Genomic DNA, 17,760 nt, shown 5'->3' on the forward strand with positions numbered 1-17,760 from the left:
GCATGGCCGATTCCACACCAGCACAGGAAGCGCTCGCTCGACGCGGGCTCATGTTCATCCTTTCCTCCCCGAGCGGGGCGGGAAAGACGACGATCTCCCGCATGCTGCTCGAAGCGGATGACGAGATAAAGCTTTCGGTCAGTGTGACGACGCGTCCGCCGCGTCCCGGCGAAAGGGACGGTGTGCATTATTATTTCGTGGATGATGCCGAGTTCGACCGCATGGTCGAGGAAGACGATTTCTACGAGTGGGCGACCGTTTTCGGCTATCGCTACGGCACTCCCAAAGGTCGTATCCGTGCCGCGCTGAAAGACGGACAGGATTTCCTTTTCGATATCGACTGGCAGGGTACGCAGCAGCTCTACCAGAAGGACCAGCAGGACGTCGTACGCGTCTTCATACTTCCGCCCAGCATCGCCGAACTGCGCCGCCGCCTCGAAGCGCGAGCGCAGGACGACAAGACGGTAATCGATGCGCGCATGGAGCGCGCGCGGGCGGAAATCAGCCACTGGGACGCCTATGACTACGTGGTCATCAATGAGGATGTGAATGCGTGTTTTGCGAAGGTTCGCGAAATCCTCGACGCCGAACGCATGAAGCGCCAGCGCCAGACCGGGCTCATTCCTTTTGTGCGTGAATTGATGAGCTGACCATGCCGGGCGGAGTGGCAAGCCTTACCGACCGCGAGCGCGAAGTTCTCCGCCTGTTGCTTGCCGGCCACACTGCCAAGTCCATTGCCATCGAGCTCGACCTGTCGGTGCACACCGTCAACGACTACCTGCGCGAGGCACGCAAGAAACTTGGGGTCTCCACCAGCCGGGAGGCCGCGCGAATCTTGGGGGATACGGATGCGCAACCCCCCTCCAGACTTGGGACCGAACAAATGGGGATGCACCCTGCGGCTGCGGATGTGGATACTCCAACTCCATCGCAACAGCCGGGGGCAAGGTCATACCTCCCCTGGATAATCGGAGGTTTTCTCATGATCGCAGCAGCCATCGCAGCCGCACTTATTCTTTCTTCCGCCGGAACGACCGAAGCCGCCCAGTCCGACACCGAGATAAGCGCGCAGGACGCGGTCATCGAGACTGCGGCGCGCAACTGGGTGCGTCTGATCGACAACGGCGACTATGCGGAAAGCTGGGCCCAGGCCGGACCGATGTTCCAGTCCGCGGTGACGGCCGAAGCCTGGGAAGCCCAGGCGGCCCCCGTGCGCGAACCGCTAGGCGCGCTTGTGTCGCGCCAGATCAAGACCGTTTCGGCTCACTCCGCTTTGCCCGGCGCGCCTGAGGGCCAGTATATGATCGTCACGTTCGGAACCGATTTTGCACAAGCGAGCGGCACGACGGAGACTGTCGTCATGAGCCTGGAAGAGGGCCGCTGGGGCGTAGTCGGCTACTTCATCAAATAAACGAGCCGGTATTTTAAGATTTCACGTCGGGAACCTGAACACCGGTTCCATCGCTTTCTCTGTGTTCTGCGTATTTGCGCCGGGCAGGGAAGAAGCTATGGTCAAGGACGATGGTTCATCAAGAATCATACGAGGTATTCGACCAACTGACCGACAAGCAGCGCGAAGCGCTGGACCTTGCCGCGCGAGGTTTCACGTCGAAGGAAATCGCACGCGAACTCGAAATCTCCCCTCATTCGGTGGACAAGCGGATCGATGCCGTACGTTCGCAACTCGATGCCATGCCTCGCCAGAGGCTGGTTCGCGAGTTTCGCGAGTGGGACGAAAGGTGTCATTCAATCACCGGTGACCCGTTCACCGTCGAAACCGATCCGGAATCAGGGCCAGAAGAAGGCACGCAGTCGACAGGTGAAACGCTTGTCTTTGGCGATGCTCTGGTCTTCGGGTCGCATTTAACACGAGAGAGCCAGGCTCGCCGGCTGCGGTCGGGGATCAGACCGTCTGATCTGAGCGTGGGCTGGCGACTTTTGCTGGTCCTCATGGCCGCCTTCCTTGCTGCAGCAGCATTCGTGCTGGTGGCAGCGGCAGGCAATGCCCTGGGGGACCTGCTCAGCTAACGGTCAACGATCCCCGGCAGTTCGATGCCAAAACGAGGATCGCAATGCTTGACCGTAACTCCGCAACCGCCCGGCTCACCCGCCAGATGCAATCAACCGAAAGCGCTGTTTCCGACGCGCTCATCCAGACGTTGTCCCTGATGCACACTGCAGCAATGGCACAGCGTGATGTCGATGCCACCCCGCAAGCAAGCCAGGCCGCCCTACTGCGCATGGGGAAGCTCGTAGAGGGTCTCCTCGCCGCCCAGTCCGACGCGATGCGGGTCCATGGCCAGCTCGCGGATATCGCCCGCGAAGTGAATGGCCCTGAAGAGCCGACCTGTCCCGACCGTGATTTCTTCACCACGGGCGTGGCCGCAAATGCCGGCTGATTGCTTTTTCGAACGAGATCGGTCAGCGCGCATGAATGTCCAGGTTCCTGCTGCAAGTCGCGCTGATCCTTCTCGTCGTCCTTTTCGCCCTGAGAAAGGGCGGAAGGCCGGAACGGCATATCGCGCTGGTTCTCCTGGGGATGCTGGCCGCGAACACTCTCTACGGCGTTCTTGTCGGATGGTGGACGGACTATGACGAAATCCCTTGGTATCGCGTCGTATTCGACTGCACCGGCTTCGCCCTCATTCTCATCGTCGCCTTGCGCGCTGACAGGTGGTGGCCGCTATGGGTAAGTGGGGTTCAGCTACTCTCCGTCCTCGCGCATCTGTTGCGCGCGCTGGACGCCGATCTTCATCCGCTGGTGTACGCCATTATGGAACGCTGGCCGTACTGGATCGCAATCGGTCTGACGGGCCTGGGAACGTACTTGCACGCGAGCCGGGCGAGAACCGCCTCGACCGACTGACGCATATGCTCGAGGGTCGCCATCCCGATCCGGGAAGTGCGGCGGAGCAGCTGCTCAGTCAGTTCAGCCCGGTTGTATCGCTCCATTCTCCGGCGGATCACGGCCAAGGGTCCAAGGGGCCGGTATGTTCCCAGCGCTGGACGCTCGGAATGATTATCGCTCGCTGGTTGGTGCGCCTGGGTCTGGCTCGCGACGAGCCTGTCACGAGCGAGCCGATTACCGAAACGAGGAGCGAACTGCGCCAAAAGCTTTTCGATTCGATGAGCCGGCTAGAGACAGAGCGCATGGTGGCGATTTTCGCCGATTCCCGCGGACGGATACTGTCGCAGGAACTGGTGGCCGAAGGCGACAAGGGGCAATTGCGCCTGTCCTTGCGGCAACTTTTCACCAAGGCGCTCAAGCGCGATGCGAAACGCATGATTATCGCCCACAACCATCCGTCCGGATGCGCGCACCCTAGCGATAACGATGTCGCAAGCACCAAGCGACTGGATGATTATGCGAGAAGCCTCGGCATCAAGCTCGAAGATCATCTGATCATCGGCGCCGCGGATATCACCAGCATGCGCACATTGGGGATGCTCGGCTAGCTTTCGCGGTTGGGCAAAAACAATTCGGGGGCAATCGAAACATTTCGACTGCCCCCGATTTTGTGTCGGTACGATCGTATAGTCAGCGGCCACCTGCCGGATCGGCAAAATGCGTCGGCAGGTGCGCGTTCACGATCCCGCCATCGACCGCGATCGTTTCGCCTACCGTATAGTCGCCCGCGCGGCTGGCGAGGTAAACGCAGCTGCCGCCCATATCGAACTTATCTCCGACGCGCTTGTTCGGGATACCCGCAGCGCTCGCTTCGGCATGGTCGCGCGCGACCTTGTTCATATTCGACGGGAATGCGCCCGGAGCGATGCCGGTCACATAGACATGATCTTTTACCAACCGTGCGGCCATGCGGCGCGTCAGGTGGATCAGCGCAGCCTTCGATGCCTGATAAGAATACGTCTCCCACGGATTGATCCTTAGGCCGTCGATGCTGGCGATATTGATGACCTTGCCCGGTTTGTCCTGGCTGGCCTCGGCAGTCAGCAGCTTGTGCAGGCGCTGGGTCAGGAAGAACGGTGTCTTCACATTAAGGTCCATGACCTTGTCCCACCCCTCTTCCGGGAAGTCGAGGTAGTCGGCGCCCCATGCGGCCCCTGCATTATTGACGAGGATATCCAGCTTGGTTTCCCGGCCGGAGATTTCCGCCACCAGTTCATCGATGCCTTCCAGCGTCGAGATGTCGCCCTGGATCGGAACGACCCGCTCGCCCAGTTCTTCGGCAGTTTCGTGCAATTCACCGCCCTTGCGCGCAGTGATGTAGACCCGCTCGCATCCTGCAGCGAGAAAGCCTTCGACGATCATGCGACCGATGCCGCGGCTGCCGCCGGTGACCAGCGCGTTGCGGCCCTTGAGGCTGAACATATCTTCGAGTGTCATTGTCTCTCTCCCGCTCAATAGCCGCTCATGTCGGCCACGCGGCCTGCGTGGTAGTACATGTCGCCGAGGAATTCCTGCAGCGCGCGATCACGCTTCATGTAGAGGCCGATGTCATATTCGTCGGTCATGCCGATCCCGCCGTGCATCTGCACACCTTCCTTGACGGCGAGGCCTGCAGCCTTGGCAACCTTTGCCTTCGCAACCGAAGCCATCAGATCGGCTTTCTCGCTTCCGCCGTCGAGAAGCTGGGCTGCCTTCATCGTGACCGCGCGGGCGATCTCCACTTCGGAATAGAGATGCGCTGCACGGTGCTGCAAAGCCTGGAATTCGCCAATAAGCTTGCCGAACTGCTTGCGCTGTTTGAGGTAATCGACGGTCATGTCCATCGCCCCGCTGGCGACGCCGACGCCTTCGGCGGCGGCACCGATGCGGCCTGCAGTCAGCATGGCGTTGAGGATCTCGCGGCCCCCATCGACTTCACCAATCACGGCATCGCCATCCAGCTCCACACCGTCGAATTTGGTATGCGTGGCCATAGAGCTATCGACGAGGCGGACTGCGTCATGGCTCACGTTGGAAGCGTCTTTCGGAACCGCGAACAGGGTGATGCCGTCCGCATCGTCATCGCTGCCAGAGGTGCGCGCCGCCACGACGAGCATGTCGGAGCTAGCGCCGTGGAGAACGAAGTCCTTCTGGCCGGTCAGCTTGAAACCGTTGCCCGACTTTTCCGCCCTGGTCTTGATGGTCTCGGGGCGATGCTTGGCACCCTCATCGATGGCGACTGTGTAGACATGGTCGCCGGAAACGAGGCCGGGAAGCCAACGCTCACGCGCATTGTTGTCAGCGTGCTTGAGCGCGGTCGCCGCCAGCACCGAACTGGCAAGGAAGGGCGATGGCGTAAGATTGCGCCCGATTTCCTCGAGCACGATGCCCGCTTCATAGCTGCCCATTCCGAGCCCGCCATCGTCTTCGCTCACCAGCATGCCGGTGAAGCCCATTTCGGCAAACTGCTTCCACAAGCCGTGGCCGAAGCCGTCCTTGCAGTCGCGGTCGCGCCAGTGGCGCAGCTGTTTTGCGATCGCACCTTCTTCGGCCATGAACTGGCTTGCGGTTTCGGCCAGCATGGCCTGGTCGTCGTCGTGATAAAGCGGCATGGATCAGGCTCCCGGCAGGTCGAGAATGCGTTTGGAAATGACGTTGAGCATGACTTCGCTCGTGCCGCCCTCGATGGAATTGGCCTTGGTGCGGAGCCAGTTGCGCGCGGGCTTGCCGCCACGCGTTTCCTCGCTTTCCCATTCCAGGGCCCTGCTGCCGCCAGCCGCCATCATCAATTCGTGGCGCGTCTTGTTCAGTTCCGTCCCGACATATTTCATCATGTTGGGCTGTGCTGGATGGCCCTTGCCGGCCTTCATCTCGTCGAGGAATTTCTCGCCCATGGCCGAATAGGCCAGCGCGTCGACGTCGAACATGGCCAATTCTGCCCGCAGCACTGCGTCGAGTTCACCGCTCATGCGCTTCATCGCCGCACCGATGGCCGCGGTGCGATCGCCGCCGCCGGCGCCCGAGATCATCTCGCGTTCGTGGCCGAGCAGGTACTTCGCCACGTCCCAGCCGCGATTGATTTCGCCGACGTATCCGGGGATGTCCTCGCCATACGACTTGGGCACTTTCACATCGTCCATAAAGGTTTCGCAGAACGGGCTGTTGCCGCTGATCAGCTTGATCGGCTTGGTCGAGACGCCTTCGCTCGCCATGTCGAACAGCATGAAGGTGATGCCCTGGTACTTATTTTCCTTGTCCGTGCGGACGAGGCAGAAAATCCAGTCCGCTTCATCGGCATAGGAGGTCCAGATCTTCTGGCCATTGACGATCCAGTGATCACCCTTGTCCTCGCCGAAGGTCTGCATGGACACGAGGTCGGAGCCGCTGCCCGGTTCGGAATAACCCTGGCACCAACGGATTTCGCCGCGGGCGATTTCATTGAGGAATTTCTGTTTCTGCCCTTCGGTGCCAAATTTCAGCAGCGCCGGGCCGAGCATCCAGATACCGAAGCTCGAAAGCGGTGGACGAGCACCGATCCGCGACATTTCCTGGCGCAGGATCTTGCCTTCGGCCGGTGTCAGACCGGCACCGCCATAGGCCTCTGGCCATTCGGCCACAGTGTAGCCCTTGTCGCGGCAGGCCTCGAACCAAGCCTTCTGCGCGTCGTTCTTGAAAGTGGCATGGCGGCCGCCCCAATAGACGTCGTCTTCATCCTTTACGGGCTGGCGCATTTCGGGCGGACAATTGGCTTCGAGCCATTCGCGCACTTCGGCGCGGAACGCTTCGTGATCCGACATATCGGGGCTCCTCTCTGGTTCTCTCTCGTCTTGCGACTTGACGTTTACGTTAGGGTGATTCGGCGGCGCGCCGCAAGGGCGATCACGGTGAAGCGCCATGCCGTAGCGTCAGCCGGATTACGTTGACGGCAGGCATGGCACGCCTAAGCTGAAAGGCGAGGAAAACGAGGAGAGAGAGCATGGCCGAGTCCCGGCGATTCTCCGGCAAGACCGTTGTCATTACCGGTGCCGCATCGGGCATCGGGGCAGACGCCGCACGTCTGTTTGCCAGCGAAGGTGCGATCGTTTTCGCATCCGATATCGACGAGGATGGCGGGGCCGAACTCGTCGCGGGCAGCGCGGACGACATCCGCTTCGTGCGCTGCGATGTGTGCGACCCCTCCGACATCAAGGCGCTCATGGATCACGCCGCCAAGGAGACCGGCGGGATCGATGTCGTGTTCAACAACGCCGGTGCCGGCGGCGCGCGTGCGCCGATCGACGAGATCGAGCCCGATGAATGGGACCGCACCTTCGATCTCCTGATGCGATCGGTCGCCATGGGCATCCGCTACGCCGTCCCGCACATGAAGGGCCGCAAGGGCGCCAGCATCGTAAACGTGTCGAGCGTTGCCGCGGTCGGTCCAGGCTATTCGCCGACCGCCTATGCTGTCGCCAAGGCGGGCGTGCTTCACCTGACCAAGTGCGCGGCGACCGATCTTGCCCAATACGGCATCCGGGTAAACGCGGTGCAGCCGGGCTTCATCAATACGAACATCTTTACCAGCTCGCTCGAATTCACCGGCGAGGCAGAGCGCATGGCCAAGCAGGTCATCGCGCAGATGTCCTCCCATGCCCAGCCCGTCGCACGCGGCGGTCAGCCGCGCGATATTGCCGGCACCGTTGCCTTCCTCGCCAGCGAGGCGGCGGAGTTCATCACCGGTGCGTCCATCGTTGTCGATGGTGGCATCACCCTGGGTCCGCGGCACAGCTGGGACCCCGAAACGCCGGGAATGTTCGAAGCGCTCGAGGCCATGGAGAAGGAGGGCCGGACGAACTGATGGCGTTCGTCGACGGCCCCCTGCCCCAGAGGCTGAAATTCATTCACGGCTTCGGCGCGGTCGCCTTCGGTGTAAAGGACAGCGGGTTCAGCTTTTTCCTGCTGATATTCTACAACCAGGTCTTGGGCATGGATGCCGGAATGGTCAGCCTGGCGCTAGGCGCAGCGCTGCTGTTCGACGCCGTGATCGACCCAGTCCTCGGGAATCTGTCCGACCGCACATATACGCGTTGGGGTCGGAGATTACCTTGGCTCTACACTGCCGCGCTTCCGTTAGCGCTGGCATGGGCCGTACTGTGGAATCCGGTCATCGACGGCACACCCAGTTTCTGGGAATTGCTGGGCATCGCTGTTGTCGTGAGAGTGCTGCTCTCCGCCTGCGAGGTACCCTCGGTCAGCCTCGTGCCCGAGATTACCGCCGATTACGATGAGCGTACCACGCTGTTTCGCTATCGTTACCTGTCGGGCTGGATCGGCGGCATCATCATGATGCTCCTCGCCTACACGGTTTTCATGCCGGGGCAGGACGGGATGCTGCAAGCGGGCGGCTACAGCATGTTCGGCCTGTTCGGGGCCGGGCTGATGTTCGTTTCGGTTGTCGGCTCTGCCCTCGGCCAGCACTATCTCGTCGCCAAGCTGCCCGAAAAGCGCCCCGAGCCATTCAGCATCAAGGGCAGTTTCGACGAGATCCGCGATGCTTTCTCCGAACGCGCCTTCCTCATTTTCGTAGCTGGCGGGCTGGCCGCCTACGTCAGCCAGGGCATGACCTTTTCGATCACGAACTACGTCAATCTGTTCGTCTGGCAGTTCGACCGGGTCGAGCTCATCATCTATCCTATCGTGCTGTTCGTCAGCGTCGTGATGATGTTCTTCGTTGTCGGCCCCATGCACCGCGACTGGGGCAAGCCGAAAAGCGCCGTCATCGGTTCGATAACCTCGATGGTCCTTGGCCTCACACCATACACCCTGTTCCTGCTCGGCTTCTGGCCGGAGCCGGGTACCGCAATGTCGACCACGCTGGTGTTCGCCTTCCTCGTGTTCGCCAACCTGTTCGGCATCGTCGTCATGATATCGGGATCCTCGATGATCGCAGAAATCGTGGAAGCTTACGAAGAACGCACCGGGCGCCGCGCGGAAGGCAGTTTTTACGCAGGCAACTGGTTCGTCCAGAAATGCGCGACCGGCGTCGGCATCTTGCTGACCGGCCAGATTATCAGCGCCGCACAAATGCCGGAGAACGCACGCCCCGGCTCGGTTTCCTTCGAAGTGCTGAGCGAGATGCTGCTGCTCTACGGCGGTGCGATGGTCGTGCTGGCATTCGTCGCAGCCTATTGGCTCGGCCGTTTTCCGATCGACCGTGCCCAGCATGAAGCGCGCATCGCCGCATTGGATGCCGTGGCGCGCGGAGATATCGACGCGGGCACTTCGGTTCCGTGAATTTCCCCCTTGGCGCGGCTGGCTCGCTCTGCCAGTTTCGCAACGCAACTTATTTGATGAGAGGACATTACGATGGATTTCGAACCCACTGAGAGGCAAGTTTACTGGCGCGACCGGGTGAAGAACTTCATCGAAGACCATGTCCGCCCCGCCGTTCCCACCTACAAGGAACAGGACGCCGAAGGCGATCGCTGGAAAGTGATCCAGGTGGTCGAGGACCTGAAGGCCAAGGCCAAGGACCAGGGCATCTGGAACCTGTTCATGCCGCCGCGCAACGACAGCCACCACCATGTCGACGAAACCTTCGATTTCGAAGGCCCCGGCCTCACCAACCTCGAATACGCGCTCTGCGCCGAGGAAATGGGCCGCATCGGTTTCGCCTCGGAGGTGTTCAACTGCTCGGCGCCGGACACCGGCAACATGGAAGTGTTCTTCCGTTACGGCACACGCGAACAGAAGGAAGAGTGGCTCGAGCCGCTCATGAACGGTCGCATCCGTTCCGCCTTCCTCATGACGGAGCCGTTCACCGCCAGCTCCGACGCGACGAACATCGAGACCCGCATCGAGCGCGATGGCGACGAATACGTCATCAACGGGCGCAAGTGGTGGTCGTCGGGCGTGGGCGATCCGCGCTGCAAGGTCGCTATCGTGATGGGGAAGACCGATTTCGAAGCAAAGCGCCACGCGCAGCAATCGATGATCCTCATGCCGATGGACGCACCGGGTGTGAAGATCCTGCGCCACCTCCCCGTCTTCGGCTATGACGATGCCCCGCACGGCCACATGGAAGTGGAACTCACGGACGTACGCGTTCCGGTCACGAATATGCTGCTGGGCGAAGGTCGCGGTTTCGAGATTGCGCAGGGCCGCCTCGGCCCGGGCCGCATCCACCACTGCATGCGCACCATCGGCGTTGCCGAAGAAGCGCTGGCCAAGATGTGCCAGCGCCTCCAGGAGCGCGAAGCTTTCGGCAAGCCGATCTACAAACACTCTGTCTGGGAAGAACGCGTTGCGCGTGCCCGTATCGACATCGACATGACCCGCCTGCTCTGCCTCAAGGCCGCCGACATGATGGACAAGGTCGGCAACAAGTCGGCCAAGCAGGAAATCGCCATGATCAAGGTGCAGGCACCGAATATGGCGCTCAAGATCATCGACGATGCGATCCAGGCCCATGGTGGCGGCGGTGTGTCCGACGATTACGGCCTCGCAAATGCCTATGCCCACCAGCGCACCCTGCGTCTGGCAGACGGCCCGGACGAGGTTCACGCCCGCTCGATCGCGCGCATGGAGTTCGCCAAGCACATGCCGAAGGAAGGACCAACTTCCAACGCACTTCGTGGCGGCAATGCGCATTCGGCAAGCGCCGGTAGCGCCGCCGCAGGCTTCAGCTCGGGCGACGTAGGAGCGACGCGCTAATGGCAAAGGCGGCAATTCTCGAACAGGTCGGCGGCCTGACGATCGGCGAGGTCGAACTCGCCGATCCGGCCCCGCATGAAGTGCTGATCGACACCAAGGCCTGCGGCCTGTGCCATTCGGACCTGCACTTCATCGAAGGCTCCTACCCCCACCCGCTTCCGGCCATTCCCGGCCACGAGGCGGCGGGCGTAGTGCGCGCAGTCGGCAGCGAAGTGAAGACCGTCAAGCCCGGCGATCACGTCGTGTCTTGCCTGTCGGCATTCTGCGGTCACTGCGAGTTCTGTGTGACCGGCCGCATGGCGCTGTGCATGGGCGCTGACACTCGCCGCAGCCAGACGGCTGACCCGCGCATAATGCGGGCAGACGGCAGCGGACCGGTGGCGCAGATGCTCAATCTCTCCGCATTCTGCGAACAGATGCTGATCCACGAGAATGCCTGCGTTGCGATCGACAAGGACATGCCGCTTGACCGCGCTGCCATCATTGGCTGCGCGGTGACGACGGGTGCCGGTGCGATCTTCAACGCCTGTTCCGTCGTGCCGGGCGAAACAGTCGCCGTGGTCGGTTGCGGCGGGGTTGGCCTTGCGACGATCAACGCGGCGAAAATCGCCGGTGCCGGCAAGGTTATCGCGCTCGATCCGATCCCGGAGAAGCGCGAGCTCGCCAAGGTCCTCGGCGCCACCCATGCGATCGACGCGATGGCTGACGATGCGGTCGAACAGGTCATGAAACTGACCGGCGGCGGCGTGCATCACGCGATCGAGGCGGTTGGCAGGCAAGCCTCCGCAGACCTCGCGGTGAAGCTGCTGCGCCGCGGCGGCACGGCGACGATCCTCGGCATGATGCCGCTCGACTGCAAAGTCGGGCTCGGGGCCATGGATCTACTGTCGGGTAAGAAGCTGCAGGGCGCGATCATGGGCATGAACCACTTCCCGGTCGACCTGCCGCGCCTCGTCGACTTCTACATGCGCGGACTGCTCGATCTAGACACCATCATCGCCGAACGCATCCCGCTCGAGAAGATCAACGACGGGTTCGAGAAGATGAAGGCCGGAAATTCGGCGCGCAGCGTGGTGGTATTCGACTGATGAGCGACACCGGCATGCCAGAAATCGATTTCGACAAGGAAATGGTTGGCACCATCGAGGTGCCCGAACGCGACCAGCTCGACATGGACAAGCTGACTGCGTGGTTCGAAGCCAATGTCCAAGGCTTCGAGGGGCCGATTTCCTATTCGAAGTTCAAGGGCGGTCAGTCGAACCCGACCTACCGGATCGATACGCCCTCTCGCTCTTACGTCCTGCGCCGCCAGCCTTTCGGCAAATTGTTGCCAAGCGCCCATGCCGTGGACCGCGAATACAAGGCCATGCACGCACTCGGCCCGACCGGTTTCCCGGTGCCGAAGACCTATGGCCTGTGCGAGGATCCCGATGTGATCGGGTCCAAATTCTTCGTCATGGGCCTGGCCGACGGACGGAGCCTCTGGAACGGCGCACTGCCCGGTGTCGATCCTGCCGACAGGCGCGCAATCTACAACGCCATGATCGATACGATGGCGGAACTCCACCTGCGCAAGCCCGACGAAATCGGCCTCGGCGATTACGGCAAGCCGACCGATTATTGCGCGCGCCAGATCGCCCGCTGGTCGAAGCAGTACAAATTGTCAGAAACCGAACACATGCCCAAGATGGAGCGGCTGATCGAATGGCTGCCGCAGACCATCCCTCCGCAGCACGAGAGCAGCGTTGTCCACGGCGATTACCGGCTCGACAACCTCATTTTCGAGAAGGACGAGAACAAGGTCCTCGCCGTGCTCGACTGGGAGCTGTCGACATTGGGCGATCCAATCGCGGACTTCAGCTATCTCATGCTCAACTGGCATAACCCCGCAGACGGGCGCGCAGGGGTCCTGGGCCTCGACCTCGAGGAACTCGGCATCCCCACGCAGCAGGAAGCTGTGGACCGTTATGTCGCGCGGACCGGATATCCCGTCCCGCCGATGGACTGGTACTTCGCCTACAACCTGTTCCGCCTCGCCGGCATCATGCAAGGAATAAAGAAGCGTGTCATCGACGGCACCGCATCCAGCGCCCATGCCAAGGCGATGAGCGAGCGGGTCGGGCCCCTGGTCGATCGTGCCTATGACTTCGCCGTGGCCGCGGGGATGGACTAGCGCGGGAACGCTGCTAACGACCTCTCCGAAATCTATACGGAGACCAGCATGAGCGCCGACCTCGAAAGCCGCATCGAAGCCGCGTGGGAAGACCGCGCCAATGTCACCCCGCAGAGCGCCGAGGTGCGCGAAGCGGTGGAGGCGGGTCTCGCGCTGCTGGACAGCGGAGAAGGCCGCGTGGCCGAACCCGACGGGAAAGGTGGCTGGACGGTCAACCAGTGGCTGAAAAAAGCCGTCCTCCTGTCCTTCCGCCTCAACGACAACGTCGTCATGGAAGGCGGCAGCGCAGGCCATCCGGCATTCGACAAGGTACCGAGCAAGTTCGCCGGATGGGACGAAGCCCGTTTCCGCGAAGCCGGTTTCCGCGTGGTACCGGGCGCCATCGCCCGTGAAGGCTCCTACATTGCGCCAGGCTGCGTCCTGATGCCGAGCTTCGTCAATATCGGCGCCTATGTCGGCAAGGGCACCATGGTCGACACCTGGGCCAGCATCGGCAGCTGCGCGCAGATCGGCGAGAACTGCCATATCTCGGCAGGCGCAGGCATCGGAGGCGTGCTCGAGCCCATGCAGGCAAACCCGACGATCATCGGCGACAATTGTTTTATCGGCGCACGCAGCGAAATCGTCGAGGGCGTGATCGTGGGCGAAGGCAGCGTCGTCGCCATGGGGGTTTTCATCACCCAGTCCACCAAGATCGTCTACCGCGACACGGGCGAGGTCATCCGCGGCCACATCCCGCCCTACTCTGTCGTCGTGCCCGGTTCGCTGCCGGGCAAGGACGGCGGCCCGGGCCTCGCCTGTGCGGTTATCGTCAAGACCGTCGACGCGCAGACCCGCGAGAAAACCGGGATCAACGACCTCCTGCGCGACTGACCCGGGCGGAACATAAGCCTGCTTTGACCGTAGAAAGCCCTGAAACGCGGGATCGCGCAAAACAGGGAGTATTCGCGTGCACAAAGAAGGTGACGAAATTCATATCGACGAGCAGGAAGCTAGCGGCGGCTCGAAAGAAGGCGTCGTACGCTGGGTCCTTGCCGGCGGACTGATACTTGCAGTCCTGCTCATGTCGATCGTCTGGATCATTCCGGCGATGACGCAGGGCGATGTCGAGGAAGAAGCGACCGTCAGCGGCGAGATTTCGTCGATGGAAGGTGGCGACAGCACCGACAGCATCGTCGGCATCGACGGGGAACCTGACGACGGCGGCGAAGTTACCCAAGAGGACGGGATCGAAGTTATTGAAAACTAAGAGACCGAGGTGACCTCATGAGCAATTCGAACAGTTTCCAGACCGATCAGTACGTCAAGTGGGATTGGGGCAACGGCACAGCAAAGGGCCAGATCAAGGACCGGTTCGAACGTGAGGTCACCCGCACCCTCCAGGGCAGTGAAGTCACCCGTGACGGCAGCGAGGACAATCCCGCTTACCTGATCAAGCAAGAAGACGGCGACGAAGTCCTGAAGCTCGGTTCAGAGCTCGAAGCGCAGGACTGACACCATGCCGAAAGCGAAATCCAAGGCGCAGCAGCAAGCTGCGGGCGCCGCCCTTGCGGCCAAGCGCGGCGAGACCGATAAGTCCGACCTCCAGGGTGCTTCTGTTGGGATGTACGAGAGTATGTCCGAGAGCGAGCTGGAGGAAATGGCATCTACCGATCGTTCTGACTTGCCGGAAACCGTGGACGACGATTGATGGATCAGGACAAGAAAGACCAAGTCTACGACGAGTTCTACGACTGCGTGAACATGCAGCCGAAGGAACTGCAAGAATGGCTCGACACCGAAGAGTCCAAATCGGTTGGCGACAGCGACAGCGGTGAGAGCACTGGCCACAAGTCCGGTCGCCGGATCGTAGAGATCAAGCGCACCAAGAAGGACGAGCTAACCAGCGACCAGTATGATCACATGAATAAGGTGATCGGCTATATCCACCGCCACCTGGCCCAGAAACCGTCCGGCGATATCGAGAACAGCGACTGGCGCTATTCACTCAAGAACTGGGGTCACGACCCCTGTAAATAGGGATCAATCTTCCGCCGCGCGCGGGGCACCAACCGCATACTCGATAGGCGCCGCGCCCGAGCGGCTTGCCGCGTATGTTTCCGCCCGGCGCATCACCCGCATCATGTTCCTGTTAGAGATCTTCTCGAGATCATTCTGCGAATATCCGCGGCGCGCCAGTTCGGCGAAGAGCGCGGGATAGCCGGTTACATCTTCCATCCCGACCGGGCCGGTGGGCATGCCGTCATAGTCGCCGCCAATGCCGATATGGTCGATCCCCGCGACATCCCTCACGTGGTCGATATGGTCGGCCATGTCCGAAATAGTCGACACGGGCTGCCGGTTGTTCGCCTCCCACCGCGCAAGCTCGGCGGCGACGGTGTCAGGCAAGCCGGGGTAAAGCGCTTTGAGCCGCGCCTCTTCCGCCGCCTTGTTCGCGGCGTACTGGCGCAGGTCTTCGGTGATGAACCATGGCAGGGCGACGACCATGACGATCCCGCCGTTTTGCGGCAGGCGCGCGAGGACGCTGTCGGGAACGTTGCGCAGGTGACCGGTCACCGCGCGCGCACCAGAATGGCTGAAGATGACCGGAGCCCCTGCCACGTCGAGCGCATCGTGCATGGCCTCTTCGCTTACGTGGCTGAGATCGACGAGCATGCCGATCCGGTTCATTTCGCGCACAACATCCATCCCGAATTCATTCAGCCCGCCATGACGCGGGGCATCGGTGGCGCTGTCCGCCCAGTCCAGCGTACGACCGTGCGTCAGCGTCATGTAGCGCGCGCCCATCGCATACATCTGGCGCAGCACGGCCAGGCTGTTGCCGATGGAATGGCCGCCTTCCATGCCCAAGAGCGAGGCGATCTTGCCCTCGGCCATGGCGGCTTCGACATCGTCCGTCGTCAGTGCGAGCGCCATGGCATCGGAGTTTGCCGCGATCAGGCGCTTGGTCACATCGATCTGTTCGATCGTTGCCTGCACCGCTTCCGGTTCGGGCAAGGACGCGCTGACGTAGACCGACCACCACTGCGCGCCGACCTTCCCGCGGCGCAGGCGCACGAGGTCACTGTGCATAGCAGCGCGCCCACCCGTAGCCGTGTCCAGCGTGTCGGTGAAATCGAAATCGTTGATCTGGTTGCCGAAGCGCCCCCTCAACTGGATTGGCACATCGTTATGGCCGTCCCAGACGGGCGCCGCCTCCAGAGCGGCCGCAGCGACCGTATCAGCCTCGTCCTGCGCGATGGCCAGGCTTGGCGCGAGGGCCGTTGTGAGCAGGAAAGCGGCGGCAATACGGATCATACGACATTTCTCCCCGGAACAATGAGCGCGTAGGGTGGCTCTTGTAACGATACGAAGTGTGATTGAAAGGACCTAGGGATGACTGTGACGGCACGTTGGAATGGCGAGGAGATCGCGCGCAGCGACGATACTCTGGTCGTCGAGGGCAATCACTATTTCCCGCCCGCCTCGGTCGCGCGGAGCGCACTTGTGCCGAGCGACAAGACCACCGTGTGCTCTTGGAAGGGCGTGGCGCAGTACCACTCGGTAAATGCCGGCGGCGACATCAACACCGATGCTGCCTGGTATTATCCGCACCCAAAGGACGCAGCTGCCGAAATCAAGGACCACATTGCCTTCGGAAACGGCATCGAGGTGACGGAGGAGTGATACGCGCGGCGCTGCGCTGGATCCTCGCCGCCTTCTACGCCCTCGCCGGATGGGCGCACCTCACCGATCCGGCTCCGTTCCTGTCGATAATGCCGCATGCCGTTCCTGCAGCCGAAGCGGTGGTGTTCTGGACGGGCATAGCTGAAATCCTCGGCGCGATTGCTCTCGTGCAACCGTGGTCGGAAAAGCTGAGACGGTGGGGAGGGATAGGACTGGCGCTCTACGCCCTGTGCGTCTTTCCAGCGAACATCAATCACTTCGTGATGGATATGGCGCGCGAAGACAGCGGCCTGGGGCTTGCCTACCACCTGCCCCGCATGGTGGCACAGCCGATCTTGATCTGGCTGGCCTTGTGGGTCGGCGGCGTCACGGACTGGCCACGACGCCGCCCGACCTGATGATCAGCTCATGTGCTTGGAAACGGCACCGGTCATCTTGAACATCGAGATCTGTTCCTTGCCGATGACGGCTCCGAGCTTGTCGTCGGGATTGATCATGCGGCGATCCTTCGAATCCTGCAGGTCGTTCGCCTTGATGTGATCCCACACCTTGGACGTGACCTGAGCGCGGGTCATCGGACCCTTGCCGACCACATTCTCAAGCTCGGGCGAGAGGTTCACCGGCTTCTGCAGTGCGTTGTTCTTGCCAGCCATTTCAGGTTCCTTTCAGTTGGCTTTTCTTGGTATTATCAGATGTCGAATTCATCTTCGGCATCCCATTCTTCGACCTCATGACCCTCGAAACGGGCCGTGAGGATCGCGACCGCAGTGACGTGGTTCGCCATGGTCTTGATCAGGTCATCATGCGTTGCGCCCGGCATCAGCGTGAGCGGGAGGTCAAGCGCGAAAAGCTGGAAGGCGTAGCGGTGCTGGACGCCCAGCGGCGGGTCCGGCAGCAGCCATTCCGAATTGCCCTTCGCGTTCTTGCCGGTGCGCGGCGGCACCTCGCCTTCGAACAGGGCGCCCTTCTGCGCCTTGAGCCCCCAGACGAGCCAGTGGACGTCGCCGCGTTCGATATCCTCGACGACGAGCACCAGTTCCTGCGAGCCCGGAGGCGGCGCGCTCCATTCCAGCGGCGGGGCCACGGCATCGTCCTCGCAAGCCGTGAAGCTCGGGTCGAGTTCGCCGCCATTCTTGAATGCCGGGCTGGTCAGGGAGAAGCCTGAGCGGGAGAGCGCCTTTTCATCGGCGACCCTTGCCGCCGTCAGTTCGGCTTTGACTTCACCCTCTCCGACCGCTGTCTGGATCCAGCCTGGAACCACCGTACTCACAACTCAAACTCCGTAATCTCGGGCGCAATGCGCAAATCAATAGCCGAGACTAGGCACAGCGCCGGAGGAAAG

24 protein-coding genes are annotated in these 17,760 nt (G+C 61.7%); 18 read left to right on the top strand and 6 right to left on the bottom strand.

Features of this window, described 5'->3' with window-relative positions:
* Positions 1-2: 2 nt before the first annotated feature.
* From gmk to K3179_RS03410, 6 genes are all read left to right on the top strand, one after another.
* The gene (gene gmk, locus K3179_RS03385; RefSeq protein WP_221562465.1) at positions 3-650 is read left to right on the top strand and encodes a guanylate kinase; all 648 of its coding nucleotides are present in this window, start codon (positions 3-5) and stop codon (positions 648-650) included.
* 14 nt (positions 651-664) lie between these two features.
* Positions 665-1,411: a helix-turn-helix domain-containing protein gene (locus K3179_RS03390; protein WP_221562466.1), complete on the top strand. Its 747-nt coding sequence runs from the start codon at positions 665-667 to the stop codon at positions 1,409-1,411.
* A gap of 110 nt (positions 1,412-1,521) precedes the next feature.
* Positions 1,522-2,028: a response regulator transcription factor gene (locus K3179_RS03395; RefSeq protein ID WP_221562467.1), complete on the top strand. Its 507-nt coding sequence runs from the start codon at positions 1,522-1,524 to the stop codon at positions 2,026-2,028.
* A 44-nt stretch (positions 2,029-2,072) separates the two neighbouring features.
* The gene (locus K3179_RS03400) at positions 2,073-2,399 is read left to right on the top strand and encodes a hypothetical protein (RefSeq protein WP_221562468.1); all 327 of its coding nucleotides are present in this window, start codon (positions 2,073-2,075) and stop codon (positions 2,397-2,399) included.
* Between the two features lie 35 nt (positions 2,400-2,434).
* Positions 2,435-2,866, top strand: a complete 432-nt coding sequence (locus K3179_RS03405; RefSeq protein WP_221562469.1) for a hypothetical protein — start codon at positions 2,435-2,437, stop codon at positions 2,864-2,866.
* Between the two features lie 5 nt (positions 2,867-2,871).
* On the top strand, positions 2,872-3,456 hold the full coding sequence (locus K3179_RS03410; protein ID WP_221562470.1) for a JAB domain-containing protein: 585 nt from the start codon (positions 2,872-2,874) through the stop codon (positions 3,454-3,456).
* A gap of 82 nt (positions 3,457-3,538) precedes the next feature.
* Here the strand turns inward: K3179_RS03410 and K3179_RS03415 are convergent, their stop codons facing one another.
* Genes K3179_RS03415 through K3179_RS03425 form a run of 3 tightly spaced genes read right to left on the bottom strand, consistent with a single transcriptional unit; the run spans position 3,539 to position 6,684 of the window.
* A complete protein-coding gene (locus K3179_RS03415; RefSeq protein WP_221562471.1) occupies positions 3,539-4,345 on the bottom strand; it encodes an SDR family oxidoreductase in 807 nt (268 codons plus the stop codon).
* Positions 4,346-4,359: 14 nt separating this feature from the next.
* Complete coding sequence (locus K3179_RS03420; RefSeq protein WP_221562472.1) at positions 4,360-5,499, bottom strand: acyl-CoA dehydrogenase family protein; 1,140 nt, start codon at positions 5,497-5,499, stop codon at positions 4,360-4,362.
* Between the two features lie 3 nt (positions 5,500-5,502).
* Positions 5,503-6,684: an acyl-CoA dehydrogenase family protein gene (locus tag K3179_RS03425; protein WP_221562473.1), complete on the bottom strand. Its 1,182-nt coding sequence runs from the start codon at positions 6,682-6,684 to the stop codon at positions 5,503-5,505.
* Between the two features lie 179 nt (positions 6,685-6,863).
* Here K3179_RS03425 and K3179_RS03430 point away from each other — a divergent pair, with 179 nt between their 5' ends.
* From K3179_RS03430 to K3179_RS03475, 10 genes are all read left to right on the top strand, one after another.
* Complete coding sequence (locus tag K3179_RS03430; RefSeq protein WP_221562474.1) at positions 6,864-7,724, top strand: SDR family NAD(P)-dependent oxidoreductase; 861 nt, start codon at positions 6,864-6,866, stop codon at positions 7,722-7,724.
* Positions 7,724-9,160: an MFS transporter gene (locus K3179_RS03435; RefSeq protein ID WP_221562475.1), complete on the top strand. Its 1,437-nt coding sequence runs from the start codon at positions 7,724-7,726 to the stop codon at positions 9,158-9,160. Before K3179_RS03430 ends, K3179_RS03435 begins: the two co-directional genes overlap by 1 nt.
* Before the next feature lie 72 nt (positions 9,161-9,232).
* Positions 9,233-10,579 (top strand): acyl-CoA dehydrogenase family protein, encoded by a 1,347-nt coding sequence (locus K3179_RS03440; RefSeq protein WP_221562476.1) that lies wholly within the window; start codon positions 9,233-9,235, stop codon positions 10,577-10,579.
* Complete coding sequence (locus tag K3179_RS03445) at positions 10,579-11,667, top strand: Zn-dependent alcohol dehydrogenase (RefSeq protein WP_221562477.1); 1,089 nt, start codon at positions 10,579-10,581, stop codon at positions 11,665-11,667. Before K3179_RS03440 ends, K3179_RS03445 begins: the two co-directional genes overlap by 1 nt.
* Positions 11,667-12,752, top strand: coding sequence for a phosphotransferase family protein (locus K3179_RS03450; protein WP_247712784.1), 1,086 nt, complete (start codon positions 11,667-11,669; stop codon positions 12,750-12,752). The genes K3179_RS03445 and K3179_RS03450 overlap by 1 nt, the downstream gene beginning before the upstream one ends.
* A 48-nt stretch (positions 12,753-12,800) precedes the next feature.
* Positions 12,801-13,625 (top strand): 2,3,4,5-tetrahydropyridine-2,6-dicarboxylate N-succinyltransferase, encoded by an 825-nt coding sequence (gene dapD, locus K3179_RS03455; RefSeq protein ID WP_221562478.1) that lies wholly within the window; start codon positions 12,801-12,803, stop codon positions 13,623-13,625.
* Between the two features lie 76 nt (positions 13,626-13,701).
* The gene (locus tag K3179_RS03460) at positions 13,702-14,001 is read left to right on the top strand and encodes a hypothetical protein (RefSeq protein ID WP_221562479.1); all 300 of its coding nucleotides are present in this window, start codon (positions 13,702-13,704) and stop codon (positions 13,999-14,001) included.
* Between the two features lie 17 nt (positions 14,002-14,018).
* Positions 14,019-14,246: a hypervirulence associated TUDOR domain-containing protein gene (locus K3179_RS03465; protein WP_090477636.1), complete on the top strand. Its 228-nt coding sequence runs from the start codon at positions 14,019-14,021 to the stop codon at positions 14,244-14,246.
* 4 nt (positions 14,247-14,250) lie between these two features.
* Positions 14,251-14,442 (top strand): DUF3008 family protein, encoded by a 192-nt coding sequence (locus tag K3179_RS03470; RefSeq protein ID WP_221562480.1) that lies wholly within the window; start codon positions 14,251-14,253, stop codon positions 14,440-14,442.
* Positions 14,442-14,771 carry a DUF3140 domain-containing protein gene (locus tag K3179_RS03475; protein ID WP_221562481.1) on the top strand — a complete coding sequence of 110 codons (330 nt, stop codon included), beginning with the start codon at positions 14,442-14,444 and terminating at the stop codon, positions 14,769-14,771. The genes K3179_RS03470 and K3179_RS03475 overlap by 1 nt, the downstream gene beginning before the upstream one ends.
* A 3-nt stretch (positions 14,772-14,774) precedes the next feature.
* Here the strand turns inward: K3179_RS03475 and K3179_RS03480 are convergent, their stop codons facing one another.
* Complete coding sequence (locus tag K3179_RS03480) at positions 14,775-16,049, bottom strand: dipeptidase (RefSeq protein ID WP_221562482.1); 1,275 nt, start codon at positions 16,047-16,049, stop codon at positions 14,775-14,777.
* Positions 16,050-16,127: 78 nt separating this feature from the next.
* On the opposite strand from K3179_RS03480, the gene K3179_RS03485 reads away from it, so the two are divergent.
* Positions 16,128-16,418 carry a DUF427 domain-containing protein gene (locus K3179_RS03485; protein WP_221562483.1) on the top strand — a complete coding sequence of 97 codons (291 nt, stop codon included), beginning with the start codon at positions 16,128-16,130 and terminating at the stop codon, positions 16,416-16,418.
* Positions 16,415-16,816 (top strand): DoxX family protein, encoded by a 402-nt coding sequence (locus K3179_RS03490; protein ID WP_221562484.1) that lies wholly within the window; start codon positions 16,415-16,417, stop codon positions 16,814-16,816. The genes K3179_RS03485 and K3179_RS03490 overlap by 4 nt, the downstream gene beginning before the upstream one ends.
* Before the next feature lie 3 nt (positions 16,817-16,819).
* On the opposite strand, the gene K3179_RS03495 is transcribed toward K3179_RS03490, so the two are convergent.
* Both K3179_RS03495 and K3179_RS03500 read right to left on the bottom strand, forming a co-directional pair.
* Positions 16,820-17,071, bottom strand: coding sequence for an SWIB/MDM2 domain-containing protein (locus K3179_RS03495; protein ID WP_006833160.1), 252 nt, complete (start codon positions 17,069-17,071; stop codon positions 16,820-16,822).
* A gap of 35 nt (positions 17,072-17,106) precedes the next feature.
* The gene (locus K3179_RS03500) at positions 17,107-17,688 is read right to left on the bottom strand and encodes a YbhB/YbcL family Raf kinase inhibitor-like protein (protein ID WP_221562485.1); all 582 of its coding nucleotides are present in this window, start codon (positions 17,686-17,688) and stop codon (positions 17,107-17,109) included.
* Positions 17,689-17,760: the final 72 nt, after the last annotated feature.

Source organism: Qipengyuania intermedia, assembly GCF_019711615.1.
Taxonomy (GTDB): Bacteria; Pseudomonadota; Alphaproteobacteria; order Sphingomonadales; family Sphingomonadaceae; genus Qipengyuania; species Qipengyuania intermedia.

What these genes read in the sequence shown, in the direction of transcription:
- K3179_RS03415 (WP_221562471.1), bottom strand. Translation starts at nt 4,345, where the DNA reads ATGACACTCGAAGATATGTTCAGCCTCAAGGGCCGCAACGCGCTGGTC.
- K3179_RS03485 (WP_221562483.1), top strand. Translation starts at nt 16,128, where the DNA reads ATGACTGTGACGGCACGTTGGAATGGCGAGGAGATCGCGCGCAGCGAC.
- K3179_RS03405 (WP_221562469.1), top strand. Translation starts at nt 2,435, where the DNA reads ATGTCCAGGTTCCTGCTGCAAGTCGCGCTGATCCTTCTCGTCGTCCTT.
- K3179_RS03495 (WP_006833160.1), bottom strand. Translation starts at nt 17,071, where the DNA reads ATGGCTGGCAAGAACAACGCACTGCAGAAGCCGGTGAACCTCTCGCCC.
- K3179_RS03395 (WP_221562467.1), top strand. Translation starts at nt 1,522, where the DNA reads ATGGTTCATCAAGAATCATACGAGGTATTCGACCAACTGACCGACAAG.
- K3179_RS03430 (WP_221562474.1), top strand. Translation starts at nt 6,864, where the DNA reads ATGGCCGAGTCCCGGCGATTCTCCGGCAAGACCGTTGTCATTACCGGT.
- K3179_RS03480 (WP_221562482.1), bottom strand. Translation starts at nt 16,049, where the DNA reads ATGATCCGTATTGCCGCCGCTTTCCTGCTCACAACGGCCCTCGCGCCA.
- K3179_RS03420 (WP_221562472.1), bottom strand. Translation starts at nt 5,499, where the DNA reads ATGCCGCTTTATCACGACGACGACCAGGCCATGCTGGCCGAAACCGCA.
- K3179_RS03435 (WP_221562475.1), top strand. Translation starts at nt 7,724, where the DNA reads ATGGCGTTCGTCGACGGCCCCCTGCCCCAGAGGCTGAAATTCATTCAC.
- K3179_RS03470 (WP_221562480.1), top strand. Translation starts at nt 14,251, where the DNA reads ATGCCGAAAGCGAAATCCAAGGCGCAGCAGCAAGCTGCGGGCGCCGCC.
- dapD (WP_221562478.1), top strand. Translation starts at nt 12,801, where the DNA reads ATGAGCGCCGACCTCGAAAGCCGCATCGAAGCCGCGTGGGAAGACCGC.
- K3179_RS03410 (WP_221562470.1), top strand. Translation starts at nt 2,872, where the DNA reads ATGCTCGAGGGTCGCCATCCCGATCCGGGAAGTGCGGCGGAGCAGCTG.
- K3179_RS03400 (WP_221562468.1), top strand. Translation starts at nt 2,073, where the DNA reads ATGCTTGACCGTAACTCCGCAACCGCCCGGCTCACCCGCCAGATGCAA.
- gmk (WP_221562465.1), top strand. Translation starts at nt 3, where the DNA reads ATGGCCGATTCCACACCAGCACAGGAAGCGCTCGCTCGACGCGGGCTC.
- K3179_RS03440 (WP_221562476.1), top strand. Translation starts at nt 9,233, where the DNA reads ATGGATTTCGAACCCACTGAGAGGCAAGTTTACTGGCGCGACCGGGTG.
- K3179_RS03475 (WP_221562481.1), top strand. Translation starts at nt 14,442, where the DNA reads ATGGATCAGGACAAGAAAGACCAAGTCTACGACGAGTTCTACGACTGC.
- K3179_RS03450 (WP_247712784.1), top strand. Translation starts at nt 11,667, where the DNA reads ATGAGCGACACCGGCATGCCAGAAATCGATTTCGACAAGGAAATGGTT.
- K3179_RS03445 (WP_221562477.1), top strand. Translation starts at nt 10,579, where the DNA reads ATGGCAAAGGCGGCAATTCTCGAACAGGTCGGCGGCCTGACGATCGGC.
- K3179_RS03465 (WP_090477636.1), top strand. Translation starts at nt 14,019, where the DNA reads ATGAGCAATTCGAACAGTTTCCAGACCGATCAGTACGTCAAGTGGGAT.
- K3179_RS03425 (WP_221562473.1), bottom strand. Translation starts at nt 6,684, where the DNA reads ATGTCGGATCACGAAGCGTTCCGCGCCGAAGTGCGCGAATGGCTCGAA.